At 67.2% G+C, this 16,397-nt stretch carries 12 protein-coding genes, 1 pseudogene and 2 riboswitches; of the genes and pseudogenes, 6 read left to right on the top strand and 7 right to left on the bottom strand.

Going from position 1 to position 16,397, the window contains the following annotated elements:
• A partial coding sequence (locus GXB81_RS27535) for a hypothetical protein (RefSeq protein WP_205990849.1) occupies positions 1–228 on the top strand: 228 nt, incomplete at its 5' end.
• A gap of 187 nt (positions 229–415) precedes the next feature.
• Complete coding sequence (locus GXB81_RS27530) at positions 416–1,360, top strand: flagellar brake protein (protein WP_205990848.1); 945 nt, start codon at positions 416–418, stop codon at positions 1,358–1,360.
• A 117-nt stretch (positions 1,361–1,477) separates the two neighbouring features.
• Here the strand turns inward: GXB81_RS27530 and GXB81_RS27525 are convergent, their stop codons facing one another.
• From GXB81_RS27525 to cobW, 4 genes are read right to left on the bottom strand one after another with little or no spacing between them, the layout of a single operon-like run.
• The gene (locus GXB81_RS27525) at positions 1,478–2,092 is read right to left on the bottom strand and encodes a VWA domain-containing protein (RefSeq protein ID WP_205990847.1); all 615 of its coding nucleotides are present in this window, start codon (positions 2,090–2,092) and stop codon (positions 1,478–1,480) included.
• 56 nt (positions 2,093–2,148) lie between these two features.
• Positions 2,149–3,285 carry an AAA family ATPase gene (locus GXB81_RS27520; protein WP_205990846.1) on the bottom strand — a complete coding sequence of 379 codons (1,137 nt, stop codon included), beginning with the start codon at positions 3,283–3,285 and terminating at the stop codon, positions 2,149–2,151.
• Positions 3,282–7,100: a cobaltochelatase subunit CobN gene (cobN, locus tag GXB81_RS27515; protein WP_205990845.1), complete on the bottom strand. Its 3,819-nt coding sequence runs from the start codon at positions 7,098–7,100 to the stop codon at positions 3,282–3,284. The genes GXB81_RS27520 and cobN overlap by 4 nt, the downstream gene beginning before the upstream one ends.
• A gap of 6 nt (positions 7,101–7,106) precedes the next feature.
• Positions 7,107–8,225 carry a cobalamin biosynthesis protein CobW gene (cobW, locus tag GXB81_RS27510; RefSeq protein ID WP_277396813.1) on the bottom strand — a complete coding sequence of 373 codons (1,119 nt, stop codon included), beginning with the start codon at positions 8,223–8,225 and terminating at the stop codon, positions 7,107–7,109.
• A 120-nt stretch (positions 8,226–8,345) separates the two neighbouring features.
• A riboswitch (cobalamin riboswitch) is annotated at positions 8,346–8,626 on the bottom strand.
• A gap of 79 nt (positions 8,627–8,705) precedes the next feature.
• A riboswitch (cobalamin riboswitch) is annotated at positions 8,706–8,946 on the top strand.
• A 243-nt stretch (positions 8,947–9,189) separates the two neighbouring features.
• Between cobW and GXB81_RS27505 the strand changes: the two genes are divergently transcribed.
• Genes GXB81_RS27505 through bluB form a run of 4 tightly spaced genes read left to right on the top strand, consistent with a single transcriptional unit; the run spans position 9,190 to position 12,336 of the window.
• Complete coding sequence (locus GXB81_RS27505) at positions 9,190–9,762, top strand: cobalamin biosynthesis protein (RefSeq protein ID WP_205990843.1); 573 nt, start codon at positions 9,190–9,192, stop codon at positions 9,760–9,762.
• Entirely contained in the window at positions 9,759–10,361 is a 603-nt protein-coding gene (cobO, locus tag GXB81_RS27500) for a cob(I)yrinic acid a,c-diamide adenosyltransferase (protein ID WP_167046877.1), read from the top strand. The genes GXB81_RS27505 and cobO overlap by 4 nt, the downstream gene beginning before the upstream one ends.
• A 3-nt stretch (positions 10,362–10,364) precedes the next feature.
• Positions 10,365–11,690, top strand: coding sequence for a cobyrinate a,c-diamide synthase (locus GXB81_RS27495; RefSeq protein WP_205990842.1), 1,326 nt, complete (start codon positions 10,365–10,367; stop codon positions 11,688–11,690).
• Positions 11,674–12,336: a 5,6-dimethylbenzimidazole synthase gene (bluB, locus tag GXB81_RS27490; protein WP_205990841.1), complete on the top strand. Its 663-nt coding sequence runs from the start codon at positions 11,674–11,676 to the stop codon at positions 12,334–12,336. Before GXB81_RS27495 ends, bluB begins: the two co-directional genes overlap by 17 nt.
• A 173-nt stretch (positions 12,337–12,509) precedes the next feature.
• On the opposite strand, the gene GXB81_RS27485 is transcribed toward bluB, so the two are convergent.
• The 3 genes and pseudogenes from GXB81_RS27485 to GXB81_RS27475 form a co-directional block, all read right to left on the bottom strand.
• Positions 12,510–13,136, bottom strand: coding sequence for a DUF4136 domain-containing protein (locus tag GXB81_RS27485; RefSeq protein ID WP_205990840.1), 627 nt, complete (start codon positions 13,134–13,136; stop codon positions 12,510–12,512).
• 87 nt (positions 13,137–13,223) lie between these two features.
• Positions 13,224–15,689: a CHASE2 domain-containing protein gene (locus GXB81_RS27480; RefSeq protein ID WP_205990850.1), complete on the bottom strand. Its 2,466-nt coding sequence runs from the start codon at positions 15,687–15,689 to the stop codon at positions 13,224–13,226.
• A gap of 83 nt (positions 15,690–15,772) precedes the next feature.
• Positions 15,773–16,397 (bottom strand): annotated as a pseudogene (locus GXB81_RS27475) (peptidase M23); the annotation flags it as partial.

Here is a 16,397-nt window from a genome sequence, read left to right as displayed (position 1 = left end):
GCATCAAGCGCCCACACTTATCGGCTGTTGGTTTTTAAAGATCAGTCCGCTCACTCAACCATGCCCAACACCACCCGGCACCGCTTCGTTTGCGTCGCTGCGTCTGCAGCAGAGAAACGAGATTATGCTGACCGCCCCGCATCACGTCAAGACCCTTGCGCGAATTTTCTTGCGAAGGGCTTCATACCACAACCGTACCATGCAGCAAAGACCAACATCCGTAACTGAAAGCCGCAACAAAAGATCGCCACGAATTAATTTAGTTATCCAATTTAATTCGGCCATCGCCAGAAGCGGGAAAACACCGAAACCGCCCCTCGCCGACAAAGACGCCCATCCATTTCACTCGACAACTAAAGTTTTACCCGCCGCCGCCGTCAACCAGTTATCTCGCCAATCCAACAAGCTGCCGACCATGGACAACCCTGTCGAGGAACACGTCGACGATACCCCGCCTGCCGCCTCATCTCCGGCACTCAATCCCGATGCAGTCCCGGTAGGTTCACCGCTCGCCTGGCCGATCGTCGATGCCGACGGCACGCTGCTCTTCGCGAGCGGCACGGTCCTCGCGACCACGGACGAGCGTACGTTTCTGTTCACGCACTTCCAGCCGCAACGCGGCGACCTGCTGGGTCCGAACGCGCAGCGGCCCGCCGAACCCGCCCCGCAGCTGCCCCCCGCCGGCGAACAGACGGTCAGGGACATGCACCTCGAGATCGGCGCATTGATCGGCATGCGCTCCCTCGTCAGCGGCAGCGCGCCGATGCACCCGTGCCGCATCATCGGTTTCGCGCCGAATCATGCGCTCTTCGTCACGCCGCCGTTACAGAATGGCCGCCTGCTGCCGCTCGCGCCCGGCGAAAACGTCGAGATCGTCGCGATCGCGAGCCAGGCCGTATTCCGTTTCGTCTGCACGGTCGAAGCAGTCTGCCGCCTGCCGTTCGACTATCTCGTCCTGTCGAAACCCGGCGCGATCCGGCGTCTGCGCGAACGTAAATCGATCCGTGTCCATGCGCACCTCGCGGTGCGCTTCGGCATCGGCGAAACCGGCGAGAACTACGAAGGGCTCGGGCTCGCGAAAGGCATCAGCGCGCTCGGCATGTCGCTGAGCGCCTCGTGGACGCTCGGCTCGGTCGGCGAGCGGCTGCGTCTCGCGTTTCGTCTGAAGTCGGCCGAACTCGATACCGAGATCGAGACCACGGCGGTCATCCGCAACGTGCAGAAAGGCAGCGCGCCCGGCGAGCCGTCGACTCATGGGCTCGAACTGGACCAGCTCGACACCGCGCAGCAGATGGCGATGAAAGTCTTCGTGTTCGATCGCCACGACGACGTGCTGTACTGGTCCAACGCCACGGCCTGAAGAAACGGCATCGCTGAGCGGCACGCATAACGCGGCGCGGCGCCGCGCATGCGAATCGCGCAAATTCGCACGCCACCGCACGAACACAACCCACGCGCCGCTCAGTTGCCCAACCGCTCAGCCGATCAACTCTTCCGGCGTCAAATACCGCGCGCCCCACGCATCGGCGAACGCTGCGCAACGGCCAAGCCGTAGCGCGCCGCGCTCGAAATCGACGAACACCACCTCATCGACATCAAGCGGACGCTCGGGCTCGTCGCGCGAGCGGCCATCGCTCAGAATCCATAGCCAGCGTTGCTGCGCCGGCCGTCTGCGCGCGCTGCGCCCGAGCAGTTGCGCGGCCCGCCGCACGCCCGACGCCAGCGGCGAACCGCCGCCGCCGCCCACCGGTTGCAGCCATCGCTCGTTCCACCAGCGCGGCACGGCCGGACCGAAACGCACGTCCGCTCCCGCACCGCCGAAGCAGATCAGCACGACTTCGGCGCGCATCGCGCTGGCCTCGTCGAACAGCGCGATCAACAGGCCTTTCGCCAAGGCGAGCCGCCGACCGGCCAGCATCGACCCCGAACAATCGAGCACGAAGCAATGCAGTACACCACCGCGCGGCACTTCAGGCACGAAGCGCAGATGCTCGCGACGCAGCGTGCGCTCGCGCATCGCGACAAGCGTCGGCGTCCACGCAATGCGTCGGCCCGGCTCGCCGCGCGCAGCGCTGCGTACACCCGCACCCATGCCATGCCGCCATCGAAAACCGCTGCGCGAGTCAGCGGCGGCGCCCTTCCGATGGCTCAGCGTTTTTTTGCGCCGAGCGGGATCACGCTTTTGACCGGCACGGCCGCGGTCGGCTCGGGTGGCAGATAGCCCCAGTCAGTATCAGCGGAAGATGGCGAAGCTTCGCTCGAATGGTGCGAATCACTGGCCAAAGTATCTTGCCGATGATGCACCGCACTCTCATGCGCATCGCTTTCCGATTCATCGTATTGCCGGGCACGCGGCTCATGCTCATGCTTACGCCACCGATGAAGCAGCACCGCCTCGGCCACCCGATCCACATGCTCCACCGTCACCGCAGCCGACTGCTCCAGCGCCGCGAGCGCACGCGCCGCGCGCAGCATCACGAGATCGGCGCGCAAACCGTCCACGGCCGCGTCGATGCACAACGCACTCACGTGCGCATGCACGGCGTCGTCGAACGAGAGTTGCGGCAGCACCGCGCGCGCCGCGCGAATCCGCTGCACGTACGCGGCCTGCTGCTCAGCGTGAGTGGCACAAAATGCCGCCGGATCATGATCGAACGCGAGCCGCGCCTTGACGATCGCCTGCCGTGTCGACGGCTCGAACGCGTTGCGCAACTCGACCATCAAACCGAAACGGTCGATCAGTTGAGGCCGCAACTCGCCCTCTTCGGGATTCATCGTGCCGATCAGCACGAAGCTCGCGTCATGGCTATGCGATACGCCATCGCGTTCGACGGTATTCACGCCGCTCGCCGCCGCATCGAGCAACGCGTCGACGAGCGCATCGGGCAGCAGATTGACCTCATCGACATACAGCACGCCGCGATGCGCCTTCGCAAGCAGCCCCGGCGAGAAGCGCACCGCGCCGTCACGCAGCACAGTTTCGATATCGAGTGTGCCGATCAGCCGATCCTCGCTCGCACCGAGCGGCAGATTCACGAGTTGTCCTTCCGGCAGCAATTCGGCGAGCGCGCGCGCCGCGGTCGACTTCGCCGTGCCGCGCGGCCCGCTGATCAGCACACCGCCGAGGCCCGGATCGATCGCCGCAAGCAACAAGGCCTGCTGCAACGGCGCCTGGCCGATCAGTGCGGCAAAGGGAAAAACCGGCCGCCGGGCCGAACCCGATGCGGTGCCCGATACCGTATCCACGCCGCTTATCTCGCCCGCCTCTCGCGTCACCCCATTCATCTCTGCTTTCCTTCGATCTGCTGTTCGCTCGCGAGCAGATGCTGCTCCACCTGTGCGCGATAGTCGCCGGGCGCCTGCCACAGCCCGCGCTGCATCGCTTCGAGCAGACGCTCGCAGACCGAATGCAGCGCATGCGGATTGTGCCGTTGCATGAACGCGCGCGTATCGGCATCGTTCAGATACGCGTCGGCGACGAGCGCGTATTGATGATCCGCGACCACGCGCGCGGTCGCATCGTAGCCGTACAGATAATCGACGGTCGCCGCGATCTCGGCCGCGCCTTTATAACCGTGGCGCTTCACGCCATCGAGCCATTTCGGATTGACCACCCGCGAGCGGATCACGCGCGCGATCTCCTCGCGCAACGTACGCACACGCGGCGCGGCCGGATTGCTGTGATCGGCGTGATAGACGCTCGGCTGCTGGCCGGCCAGATGCCGTACCGCCGCGACCATGCCGCCCTGGAACTGGTAATAGTCGTTCGAGTCGAGCACGTCGTGCTCGCGGTTGTCCTGGTTTTGCAGCACCACGTCCATTGCCGCGAGACGCGTGCCGAACGCGTGCTGCGCTGCCTCGCCCGCGCTTTTCTGCGTGTACGCGTAACCTCCCCATGCCTGATACGCGTTCGCGAGATCGGCGTCGGTCTGCCAGTGGCGCGAGTCGATCATCTCTTGCACACCCGCGCCATACGCGCCGGGACGCGCGCTGAAGACGCGCCAGCCGGCCCGCTTGCGCGCTTCGGCCGGCTCCATGCCGCGCGCGATCAGCGCATCGCGTTCGCGCTGCACGCGCGCGCGGATCGGATTCAACGCTTCGGGTTCGTCGAGTTCGGCGACGGCTTGCACGGCCGCATCGAACAGATGCATCACGTTCGCAAACGCATCGCGGAAGAAACCGGACACACGCAACGTCACGTCGATACGCGGACGGTCGAAGGCTTCGATCGGCATGATCTCGAAGTCGGTCACGCGATGGCTGCCCGGCGCCCACTTCGGCCGCACACCAAGCAGCGCGAGCGCCTGCGCGATATCGTCGCCACCGGTGCGCATCGTCGCGGTGCCCCATACCGACAGGCCGATCGCGCGCGGATAATCGCCATGTTCCTGCAAATGCCGCTCGATCAGCTGCTGCGCGGATTTCAGGCCGAGCGCCCAGGCCGCTTGCGTCGGCACCGCGCGCGTGTCGACCGAATAGAAGTTGCGGCCGGTCGGCAACACGTCGGGCCGTCCGCGCGACGGCGAGCCGCTCGGCCCCGGCGGCACGAAACGGCCTTCGAGGCCGCGCTTCAGTTGCAGCATTTCCTGCGGGCCACAGGCGTCGAGACGCGGCAGCACGTCGTCGCGCAAACGTTCGATAACTAGCGCCGCTTGCGGCAAGTTGCTCTCAAACGATGGAGCCGCACGCGCGCCATCCGCTTCATCGCTGCCCACACCACACACCCCGAGCAACAACTCCGCCGCGAGCATCTCCAGCCGCTCGCGCGTATCGCCGTAATGCCGCCACGGCGCGTCGCTGACCCGCTGCAACACGGCCGGGCGCGGACCGTCCCACGGCGCGGCCCAATCGACCGTCAACGGATCGAACAGATGATCGATACGCAGATCGCGCGCCAGCGCGTCGACGAGCCCCGCTCTGCGCCCCTGTCCATCGCCGATCGGAAAGCGCCCGAGCGCAAGCAGCGTATCGCGCCGCTGCACGCCGGCCGGCGATTGCCCGAACGTATGCAGACCATCGCGAATCTGCGCTTCCTTCAGTTCGCACAACCACGCATCGACGCGCGTGAGCAGCGCGTCTTCATCATCCTGGCCATTCGGCGCGGCGAGGCTCAGTTCCTCGTGCAGGCGGTGCTCGACGATCGTCGCGAGAATCGTGCGGCGCAGCAGCTTCGCGCGGCGCGGATCGACCATCAGCGCTTCGTAGTATTCGTCGACCTGGCGTTCGAGATCCTGCAGCGGTCCATAGTTTTCGGCGCGCGTGAGCGGCGGCATCAGATGATCGACGATGACCGCCTGCGTGCGCCGCTTGGCCTGGCTGCCCTCGCCCGGATCGTTGACGATGAACGGATACAGATGCGGCATCGGCCCGAGAATCAGATCGGGCCAGCACGCCTCGCTCAGCGCGACGCTCTTGCCGGGCAGCCATTCGAGGTTGCCGTGCTTGCCGACGTGCACGACCGCGTCGATGCCGAACTGCCGGCGCAGCCAGAAATAGAACGCGAGATAGGCATGCGGCGGCACGAGTTCGGCATCGTGATAGCTCGCGTAATCGCCCTGCTCGCGCGAACGCGCGGGCTGAATGCCGACGAATACGTGCCCGCAGCGCCAGCCCGCGATCATGAAGCGCCCGCGCCGCAGCGTCGGGTCCTGCTCGGGCGGGCCCCAGCGCGCGTTCAACGCATCGCGCACGCTCGCCGGCAGCGCGTTGAAATGCGCGAGATAGTCGTCGAGTGCAAGGCTTTGCAAGGCCGGACGCAGATCGCGCACGACCGGATCGTTGGTCACGCCTTCGGTGAGTTTCTGCAACAACGCAGCGCCGTTTTCGGGCAATTCGCCAACACGATAGCCCTCGCCGCGCAGCATCGACAGAATGCCGACCACCGAAGCCGGCGTATCGAGCCCGACGCCATTGCCGATGCGCCCTTCGCTCATCGGATAGTTCGCGAGAATCAGCGCGAGCTTCTTGTCCGCATTGTCGAGCGAACGTAGACGGCACCAGCGGCGGCTCAGTTCGGCGAGAAAACGCACGCGTTCGAGGTCGGGCTGATAGCGGACCACGTCGACCTCGGTATGCGGACAACGATAGGCGAGCCCCTTGAAGCTGATCGCACGCGTGATGATGCGGCCGTCCACTTCCGGCAGCGCGATATGCATTGCGATGTCGCGCGAATTGAGGCCGTGATTGTCCTTGAGCCAGTCCTCGCGATTGCCGCCGCTCAGGATCACCTGCAACACCGGCGCGTCGCCGGCCAGCGCGAGCGGCTCGGGGTCGTCGATCGCGGACGCGGCGAACGCGGTCGTATTGAGCACGAGTGCAGCATCGTGCTGCGCGCACAGCGACTGCACGACTTCGCGGCTCACCGCATCTTTCAGCGACGTGATCGCGAGCGGCAGCGGATTGAGCCCTTGCGCTTCGAGCGCGTCGATCAGCGCATCGAACACCGCGGTATTGGCAGCCTGCAGATGCGCCTTGTAGAACAGAATCGCGACCACAGGCGCGTCCTGGCGCCAGCGCGCCTGCCAGTCGGCGATGGTCGGCGTGTCGTGCGCGGGATGATAGAGCGACGCGGCCGGCAACGCGCGCGGCGGCTCGGGCTCGCGTCCCCAATCGAGCGCGCGATAGGCGATGCAGCGCAGGAACGCCTCGGCATTCTGCGGGCCGCCCTCGCGCAGATAACGCCACAACTGATGGCACAGCTCGGCGCTCGCGGTACTGCGCGCGAGCAGGTTCGGGTCTTCCTGCAAATCGCCGGAAAACATCGCAAGCGTTTGCTGCCTGCGCTGCGCGAGCGCGACGACCTGCTCGATGCCGTACGGCCAGTAAGCCTCGCCGCCGAGATGATCGACCACGACGACGCGTGCATGCTGCAACACGTCGTCGAGATAGAAATCGACCGACGCCGGCTGCCGCAAATAGGTGACGTTGGCGAGCCGCAGGCTCGGGAAGCCGTCGCCGAGACGCGGAACCACGCTCGCGAGCAGCGACAGCGTGGTGTCGGCGGAACTGAGCACGACGATATCGGCAGGCTGCTGATCGATACGGATCACGCCCTGCGTATCGTCGACGAAACCGCCCGGCGTCGTGCGTAGCAGATGCATGAGCGCTTACGCCTGGTGTGCGGCAACGCTCGCGGGCGCAGGAGCGGCGGCGTCGAGTGCCGCGTCGAACGCGCGTTGCAGCGTGGCCTGATCGAGGTCTTCGCCGATCAGCACGAAACGGCTGCCGGCGTGCGCGCCGCCGTCATTTTCGCCAGCCTGCCAGCGCCGGTCGAAATAGCTGTCGAAGCGCCGCCCCACGCCCTGAATCACGAGGCGCATCGCCGCGCCCGGCAACGCGGCAAAGCCCTTCACGCGATAAATCGTGTGGCCTTCGACAAGCGTCTGCAATGCGGCGATCGCCGCGTCGCGCGACGACACGCGCGCTTCCACGACGACCGAATCGAATTCGTCGTGGTGGTGGTCGGGATCGTCGGCGGAACCGTGATGATCGTGGCGCAGGTGGATCGTCTCTTCCGAAGCCGCTTCGAGCCCGAGCAGCGTGTGCAGATCGAGCTGGCCCTGCTGCGCGCGCACGATCTTCACCTGCGGCGGAATCTCCCCGCGAATCAGCGCTTCGACCGCGCGCTGCTGCGCATCGTCGACGAGGTCGGTCTTGTTCAGGATCACGAGATCGGCCGCGGACAACTGATCTTCGAACAGCTCGTGCAGCGGCGATTCGTGATCGAGATTCGGATCGACCTTGCGCTGCGCATCGACGGCGACCGGGTTCGCGGCAAACTGGCCGCTCGCGGCAGCCGGACCATCGACGACGGTCACGACCGCGTCGACCGTGAAGCTGCTCTTGATCTGCGGCCAGTTGAACGCCTGCACGAGCGGCTTCGGCAATGCGAGACCCGAGGTTTCGATCAGCACGTGATCGATTTCGCCGCGGCGCTCGACGAGCTTTTCCATCACCGGAAAAAACTCTTCCTGCACGGTGCAGCAGAGGCAACCGTTCGCGAGTTCATACAGTTGCCCTTCGGTTTCGACGCCGTTTTCATCGCAGCCGATGCCGCAACCCTTGAGGATCTCCCCGTCGATGCCGAGTTCGCCGAACTCGTTGACGATCACCGCGATGCGCTTGCCGCCCGCATGCTGAAGAATGTGCCGCAGCAGCGTGGTTTTGCCGCTGCCGAGAAAGCCCGTGACGATCGTGACGGGGATCTTGCGCAATTGAGTTTGCATCGTGAGGTTCATCCGAAGGCGTTGCGCCGCGCATGCCGGAACGAGCGCCGGCGTTGCCGCGACAACGGAAAACAGAAAGCGGAAAGTGAGGTCGTGAACGCGACGCCGCATCCCCGTGGCGTCCGTCCTGCATCTTCGGGCCGGTATCCGGGCTGGCGAAAGCGCCGCTTCCCCTTCCCGGCCGAGTGGTTTCTCGACCAGTGGTGATATGCCGACGCAGCCTTGCGCGTGGACATCGAAGCCGGCTCCGCGGTGGCCGGCCATGCAGCCGATACCGCTTTTCGCTTACCGTTGCGGGGACAGCACAGGTTGGCCCGTTCCAGAGCAGGTGGGCTCCCTGTTTCCCGTTTAACTGCACGCGCATGGATGCGCGCGCGAGCACCAGAAGTGCGTGCGAGTGTAGGCCCACGGCCATGCGCAGTCAAGGAAAGGACACCGCGTGAAGCGCCGCGCGCGCTTATCCGGCGGGGCGCCATGTGCTATCGTATGCGCGCGTTTGGTGCCCGCACATGCACTCGCGTGTGCAGTTAAACGGGAAACAGGCAGCGCGTCATGCGTTCAATCTGTGCTGTCCCCGCAACGGTAAGCGACCTGCGACGCGAGCGCCGTTCCGGCCGCGTCGCACATGCGTTTTTCGCGCCACTGTCCGACGAATCCGGACGGGAAGGCAAAGCGCGTGAGGCCGCCAGCCCGGATACCGGCCAGACGCGGAGGCGGCGCCGCGTTCATCGCTGCGCTGCCGGCCGCCGGAATCCGCGGGGAACGGATGTGATGGCGTTCAAGCATGGCCGCGCCAAGCGTGGCGTTTTTCCACGGGGTTTTCGCCGCGAAAACGCAACGCGCCGCGCGATGGTCCAAGCCCGGATTCGCAGTACCGCATGACCTCGATCTTCCTTGCCGCGTGCGCCCTTGCAGGCAGCCGCCCTTTTTCCATTACCGCGAGGCGTTTGCCTTGCATGCCGCGATGACGCGCGCCTCGCTCGCCAGCGCCGGGCACGAGGCCTCTTGCGCTGACGCGAATGCCGAAGCCAAAGCCGATGCCGCTCGACACACCGGACGCCCGGGCAAGACGCTCGGCGTCGGCATCGGCTGTCGCCTCGGCAGTTCGGCGCAACAGATCGAAGCGGCGGTGCGCGCCGCGCTCGGCTCGCACACGTGCGTCGCTTCTTTCGAACAGATTCACGCCGTCGCCACGCTCGACGCCAAGGCCCACGAAGCGGGCCTGCGCGAATTCTGCGCGCGTCATGCGCTGCCGTTGCAGGTGTTCAGCCGCGAGCAGATCGCCGCGGTGCCGGTCGCCACGCCGTCGCTGGCCGCGCAAACGCATCTCGGCGTCGATGGCGTTTGCGAACCCTGCGCGCTGCTCGCGGCGCAGACCCTGGCGGCTGCGTCAGCCGCTGCATCGCCCACACAGCCCGCGCGCCTGCTCGTACCCAAGACCGTGCACGACGGCGTTACCGTCGCGATCGCCTCGGCCAGCAGCGACGCCGACACCGCTCCAACCCAACCCGACACTCCCCAACAGGACCTTCGATGAAAACCGATCCCGAATCGCATCAACGCATGACCGAACGCCGCCGCGAGGGCCATGAAAAGAAACAGGCCGCCGCGACCGTCGAGAAAGGCCTGCTGATCGTCAACACCGGCACCGGCAAGGGCAAAAGCACGGCCGCGTTCGGCATGGCCGTGCGCGTGCTCGGCCACGGCATGCGCCTTGGCGTCGTGCAGTTCATCAAGGGCGCGCTGCATACCTCGGAGCGCGACTTTCTCGGCGCGATCGCACACTGCGATTTCGTCACGATGGGCGACGGCTACACCTGGAACACCCAGAACCGCGACGCCGACATCGCCACCGCGCGCAAGGGCTGGGACGAGGCGCGCCGGATGATCGAAAGCGGCGACTATCAGATGGTGATCCTCGACGAACTGAACACCGTGCTCAAGTACGAATACCTGCCGCTCGACGAAGTGCTGTCGGTCATCAACGCGCGCGCGCCGATGCTGCACGTCGTCGTGACCGGCCGCCATGCGCCGGACGCGCTGATCGAAGCCGCCGATCTCGTCACCGAAATGCGCGCGATCAAGCATCCGTATCGCGAGCAGGGCGTGAAGGCGCAGCGCGGCGTGGAGTTCTGAGCGATGCCGTCAGCGCCCGAAGCGACGCGCCGCCCGGCCTGTCCCGCGCTCTTTATCAGCGCGCCCGCCTCGGGCCAGGGCAAGACCACGATCACGGCGGGGCTCGCGCGCCTGCACCGGCGGCTCGGACGGCGCGTGCGCGTGTTCAAGACCGGCCCGGACTTTCTCGACCCGATGATCCTCGCGCGCGCGAGCGGCGCGCCGGTGCTGTCGCTCGATCTGTGGATGGTCGGTGAAACCGCGTGCCGCAACCTGCTCGCGCAGGCGGCGGCCGAGGCCGATCTGATCCTGATCGAAGGCGTGATGGGCCTGTTCGACGGCACGCCGAGCAGCGCCGATCTCGCCGCGACGTTCGGCGTGCCGGTGCTCGCGGTGATCTCCGCGCAGGCGATGGCGCAGACCTTCGGCGCGCTCGCGTTCGGGCTCGCGCGCTTTCGGCCCGAACTGCCGTTTCATGGCGTGCTCGCGAATCGCGTCGGCTCGGCGCGCCACGCGCAGATGCTGCAGGAAGCGCTGCCGCCCGAATTGCACTGGTGCGGGCACATCGCCGCGAGCGACGAAATCACGCTGCCCGACCGGCACCTTGGCCTGCACCAGGCGAACGAAATCGACGACCTCGACGCGCGCCTCGAGCACGCGGCCGATACGCTCGCGGCAACCGCGCTCGCCGAGTTGCCGCCGGCCGTCGACTTCGACTCGCCCGTGCCCGAAGTCTTGCCGCGCCTGCTCGAAGGCAAGCGGATCGCGATAGCGCGCGACGCCGCGTTCTCGTTCATCTATCCGGCCAACGTCGCGCTGCTCGAAGCGCTCGGCGCACAAGTGCACGACTTCTCGCCGCTCGCCGACGAAGCCCTGCCCGACGACATCGACGCGCTCTATCTGCCGGGCGGCTATCCCGAGCTGCACGCGGCGACGCTGGCCGGCAACGCGCGCAGCGCCGCGTCGATCCGCGCGCACGTCGCGGCGGGCAAGCCCGTGGTCGCCGAATGCGGCGGCATGCTCTATCTGCTCGACCGGCTGACCGACGCGCACGGCACGAGCACGCCCATGCTCGGCCTCGTGCCCGGTCACGCGACGCTGCAAAAGCGCTTCGCCGCGCTCGGCATGCAGCAGATCGACAGCCTGCACGGCCCGCTGACCGGCCACACGTTCCACTACTCGAAGCTCAGCACGCCGCTCGCGCCGCTGCGCTTCGCCACACGCGCGCACAGCGACGCCGCCGGCGAGGCGGTTTATCGCGTGGGCCCGATTGTGGCAACCTATATGCACGCCTACTGGCCTTCCAACCCGGCCTTCACGGCCGCCCTGTTCCATGGCGCAGCCTTTTGACGATTCCGAGCGCGACGCGGTATATCGCGCGATTTACGAACGCCGCGACATGCGCCACTTCGTGGCCGATCCGGTCGATCCCGCCGTGCTGCGGCGTCTGCTCGACGCCGCGCATCACGCGCCGAGCGTCGGCTTCATGCAGCCGTGGCGCATCGCGCGCATTACCGATTCAACCCTGCGCACGGCCCTGCACGACATCGTCGAGCGCGAACGGCTCGCCACCGCCGACGCGCTCGGCAAGCGCCGCGACGAGTTCATGAAGCTCAAGGTGGAGGGCATGCTCGAATGCGCGGAACTGCTCGTGATCGCGCTGATGGACGGGCGCGAGCGGCACGTGTTCGGACGCCGCACGCTGCCGGAGATGGACCTTGCCTCGGTTGCGTGCGCGATCCAGAACATGTGGCTCGCCGCGCGCGCGGAAGGGCTCGGGCTCGGCTGGGTGTCGCTGTTCGACGTCGAGGCGGTGCGCGAGCTGCTGCGCATGCCCGCGGGCGCGCGGCCGGTCGCGATTCTGTGCCTCGGCCACGTCGACCGGTTTTACAGCGAGCCGATGCTCGAAACCGAGCGCTGGGCGAGCCGTCTGCCGCTTGCCGATTGTGTGTTCGAAAACTGCTGGCCGCAGGGTGATGTTGTGGAGCGCGAGTAAGGCGCGCACAAGGCCGGGGCGGCCCCGGCTTGCCGCTTTAGCCGGGTCTGGATGAACCAGGTTTGGGCCTCGTTTCGACTTCGTCCCGACCCGGCCCAAGCCCAGGCTCAGCCCCGTCAGCCCCAACCCAACAGAGCCGTTAGCCCAAAGCCTATCCCTGCCTCAGCGTTGCCTCAACGCTGCAACGGCTGCAACGGCTGCAACGGCTTCATCGACTCCACACTCGCCGCGCCGCTCGTCTTGTCGATGCTCAGCTTCACGCGCCAGTCGGCCGGTTCGTCGAACGGCAGCTTCGCGAGCGCCGTTTTCGCGAGCAGCGGCAGCGCATGCAGCGGGTCCGCATTGCGATCGACGAACACCGCGCTGACCTTGTAGCGCTCCTCGCCATTCGCGTAGTCGAAGAAGCGCAGCGTCAGCGTATGGCGGTACGCGCGCCCGAACATCAGCGCACCGAGCCCGCCGCCCGAGTCGCCGCAGTCGGCCGGCTCGCAATCCTTGCCGCCGATGCCGACCGACGCGAGGCGCGTGCTGTACGCCATCGACACACGGTAATGCGCCTGCTTGCCGTCGCTATCGACGAAACCGTGTTTCGCCAGCTCGTCGCGCACCAGCTTCTCCGCCTGCGGATGATCGGTGCTGCCTTCCTGCGGCTGCGTGCGCGCCATCGCATAGGTCGGCTCGCCTTGCAGCGCGGCGGCGGCAGGGTCGGGCCGCGCGACGTGCACGTCGGCGCTCGGGCCCGCGCAGCCGGTCAGGCTCGCCGCGGCCAGTGCCGCGCAAAGATAGAAGACTTTTGCCATTTCCTCGTTTCTCTTGGATGGATCGCTCTCGGGTCAATCGGATAGGACACGGGCGCGGCGCGATCGGTTCGGCCGCTTACGCGTTGGTTAGGCGTCGTCGAGCGCGGGCAGCCAGATCGTGAAAGCCGTGCCCTCGCCCGTGGCGCTGACGACCTCGACACCGCCGCCGTGACGGGTCACGACGGTCTTCACGAACACCATGCCCAGTCCCGCGCCGCCCACTTCCGGCCGCTCCGCCTCGTGAAAGCGCCGGAAGCGCTCGAACAGCCCGGCCTGCTGCTCCTTCGGAATGCCGTAGCCCTGATCGCGGATCGTGCACGACACGCGCCGCGCCGTGCCGCCCGGGTGCGGCCCCGCCGGCAGGCTCGCAAAGCTGCAGACGATGCGCGTATCCGGCGGACTGTACTTGATCGCGTTGTTCAGAATATTGACAAAAGCGCGCGTCATCAGCGAGCGATCGGCACAAATCCAGTGGCCGTCGCTGTCGGCGTCGCCCGTCTCGGTGTGCAGCGCGATACGCTTCGCGTGCGCCTGCGGCCAGACTTCGTCGCTCGCGTCGATCACCAGTTCGGTCAGGCTCTGCGGTTCGAGCACATAGGTTTGCGACTCGGCCCGCGCGAGCTGCACGAAGTCGTCGGCGAGCGTCAGCGCGCGCTGCGCATAGCGCTCGATACGTTCGAGCAGGCCGCGCGCGAGCGCCGGCTCGGTCCGCGCGCGCTCCATCTCGACCAGCGCCAGGATCGACGCCTGCGGCGAGCGCATGTCGTGCGACAGCAGCCGCAGCGCGTCCTCACGCTGACGCTCGGCCGCATGCAGCGCCGACACGTCGACGAGACCCGCGATCCAGCCGGTCGTCTCGCCCTGCGCGTTGGTGCAGGTCGCATAGCGCAGCAGATGGTCGCGCTCCTTCGCGTCGCGCACTTCGACACCCTGCGCCATCAACGCGGCGAATTCGTCGCGCCTCGGATCGAGCGGCGCCGGCCAGTGCGCATGCGCGGACAGGTTGCGCTCGGCGTCCGAGGCCGCGCCGCTGTCGATCGTCTTCACGAGCGTCAGGCCGCCGAGCACCGTGTGCATCGGCTGGTCCTCGGGCATCGCTGCGCCGAGCCGCGCGAAATGCGCCTTGGCCGCGTGGTTCGCGATCAGCACGATGCCGCGCAGATCGCTCACGAGAATCGGCTCGGGCACGCTGTCGAGGCTGTCCCACACGAAGCGCTTCATGTCCTGCACGCGCTGCGCGGCCTGCGCCATCAGCGCCATGTGCTGTTCGAGCACATCGCCGCCGAACTCGCGGCGGCTGCGCGGCGCCTCGGGCAGCAGATGCGGTTCGTCGGCGAGACGCTGCAGTTCGCCGCGCAGATAGGCCATCGTCATTTCGAGGCGGCGCCAGTTCCAGATCGGATAGACGATCACCACACCGAGGATCGCCGGCACCGGCGACATCCAGAGCCGACCGCCGTAGAGCAGTCCCGCGCTACCGGCCGCGGCGAGCAGCACGAGCGTGCCGGTCAGGAGCAGCGAGCGGCGCGGCGACAGCACGAGAAAGCCGGCGAGCAGCGCGGCGAGCGGCGCGAGCGACGCCGCGAACACGAACCAGCGCCCGACCGGCTCGATCTCGCGGCCGGTCAGCAACGTGTCGAGCACGTTCGCGTGAATGTAGACGCCGGGCAGCGGCCCCAGCTCGCCGGACACCGGCGTCGCGAAGCGGTCGTACAGGCCCGAGGCCGTCACGCCGATCACGACGATGCGCCCGCGCAGCTGATCGGCCGGCACCTTGCCGTCGAGCACGTCCGCGAAACTGAGCTTCGTGTAGTTGCCGGCGTTCGAGCCGAACGGGATCAGGAAACGGCCCTCGCCGCCGTCACCGCCTCGGGCTTTCCCGCGCACGGGCTCGGCCGAGCGGCGCGGCGGCGGACCGCCGCGCAGATGCAGCTTGCCGCTCTCGACCGCTTCGGCGACGAGCAGCATCAGTTGCGGCCAGCGCGAGCCGTCGTCGCCCTGGAAGCGCGCGACGCTGCGCACGATGCCGTCGCTATCGACCTCGAAATTGATGTGGCCGATCCCGGCGGCCGCGCGCGCGAGCGGCGCGACCGGCTCGACGACGACCCGGCGGCCAGTGTCGTCGGGCGACGTGAGCAGCAGGGGCAGATAGGTCGGGCTCAGCGCGACCGCGTGGGCGAGCGCGGCGTCGTCGAGATTCGGTTCGGTGAACAGCACGTCGTAGACCACCGCGGCCGGTTGCGCCGCCGCGATCCGTTCGAGCAGCTTCGCATGGACGCTGCGCGGCCACGGCCAGCGGCCGAGCCGCGCGATGCTCGCGTTGTCGATCTCGACCATCACGATGTCGGACAGCAAGGGCTGCGCGCGGGCGCCGAGGAAGCGGTCGTACACGAGTTGATCGATGCCGCCGCTTAGCCGCCCGAACGAAGTGAGCAGGATCACCACGATGCCGAGGCAGCCGACCGCTACCCACTCGATCAGGAAACGCCGGCCGGCGCGCCGGCCCAAACGGGCGCGTGGATCGAGGCTCAAGCGCGCGGAGGTCGTGGGAATAGTGGGCAACGAACGATGTAATCCGGGACGGGGGGACGAAGAGACGGACCGGCCGCGGGGCCGGTCCCGAGAATCTACCAGCGTCAGCGCGCCAGCGTAAAGGAGCGGACCGAACTGTTCTTTTCGTAGAACCGGCCGTTTTCGAACTGCTCGGCGACGATCATCCAGTAGTAGTCGCCCGCGGGCAGGTCGCTCACCACCAGCTGGCCACCGGGCAGATCGGCGCGATCGACGATCGGATGACTCAGGTCTTTGGTTTTGGCGAGCACGAAACGGAAGCGCGTCGGCACGTTGCTCTGGCTCACGAACCAGCGGAATTCGTAGTCGTGGCTGCCCGCGCGCTGCGCGGCCGAGGCATCGAGCCCGAGCTGACGGCGCTCGAACGCATAGACCTTCGGCAGGCCGTCGAGACCGTTGCCGTCGGTCGAGGCGATCCGCACGAAATACGTGCCGTCGGGCAAAGCGCCGAAATCCGCGTGCGGCGCGCTCACGCGCATGTCGCGCACGAGATCGAGCTGGTCGGCGTCGTGCGAAATCTGCAGGCGATAGCCGACCGCGTGCTCGGCCGGCGCGAGATCGAACTCGACGGTCTTGCCGTCCTGCACGCGCGCGGGCTGCAGCAGTGCCGGCGCCGGCAACAGCTCGACCGGACTGCCGACCGCGCCGCCCGCATGCGTGATGTTGCCGAAGCTCGCCTTGACCAGTTGA

This window comes from Paraburkholderia sp. Ac-20336 (genome assembly GCF_017105025.1).
Classification (GTDB): domain Bacteria; phylum Pseudomonadota; class Gammaproteobacteria; order Burkholderiales; family Burkholderiaceae; genus Paraburkholderia.
This window is presented reverse-complemented; position numbering and strand designations above follow the sequence as displayed.

Excerpts from the sequence above, each read along its gene's own strand:
- cobN (WP_205990845.1), bottom strand. The coding sequence starts at position 7,100 with ATGCATCTGCTACGCACGACGCCGGGCGGTTTCGTCGACGATACGCAG.
- cobO (WP_167046877.1), top strand. The coding sequence starts at position 9,759 with ATGAAAACCGATCCCGAATCGCATCAACGCATGACCGAACGCCGCCGC.
- GXB81_RS27495 (WP_205990842.1), top strand. The coding sequence starts at position 10,365 with ATGCCGTCAGCGCCCGAAGCGACGCGCCGCCCGGCCTGTCCCGCGCTC.
- GXB81_RS27505 (WP_205990843.1), top strand. The coding sequence starts at position 9,190 with ATGACGCGCGCCTCGCTCGCCAGCGCCGGGCACGAGGCCTCTTGCGCT.
- cobW (WP_277396813.1), bottom strand. The coding sequence starts at position 8,225 with ATGCAAACTCAATTGCGCAAGATCCCCGTCACGATCGTCACGGGCTTT.
- GXB81_RS27520 (WP_205990846.1), bottom strand. The coding sequence starts at position 3,285 with ATGAATGGGGTGACGCGAGAGGCGGGCGAGATAAGCGGCGTGGATACG.
- GXB81_RS27525 (WP_205990847.1), bottom strand. The coding sequence starts at position 2,092 with ATGGGTGCGGGTGTACGCAGCGCTGCGCGCGGCGAGCCGGGCCGACGC.
- GXB81_RS27530 (WP_205990848.1), top strand. The coding sequence starts at position 416 with ATGGACAACCCTGTCGAGGAACACGTCGACGATACCCCGCCTGCCGCC.
- GXB81_RS27485 (WP_205990840.1), bottom strand. The coding sequence starts at position 13,136 with ATGGCAAAAGTCTTCTATCTTTGCGCGGCACTGGCCGCGGCGAGCCTG.
- bluB (WP_205990841.1), top strand. The coding sequence starts at position 11,674 with ATGGCGCAGCCTTTTGACGATTCCGAGCGCGACGCGGTATATCGCGCG.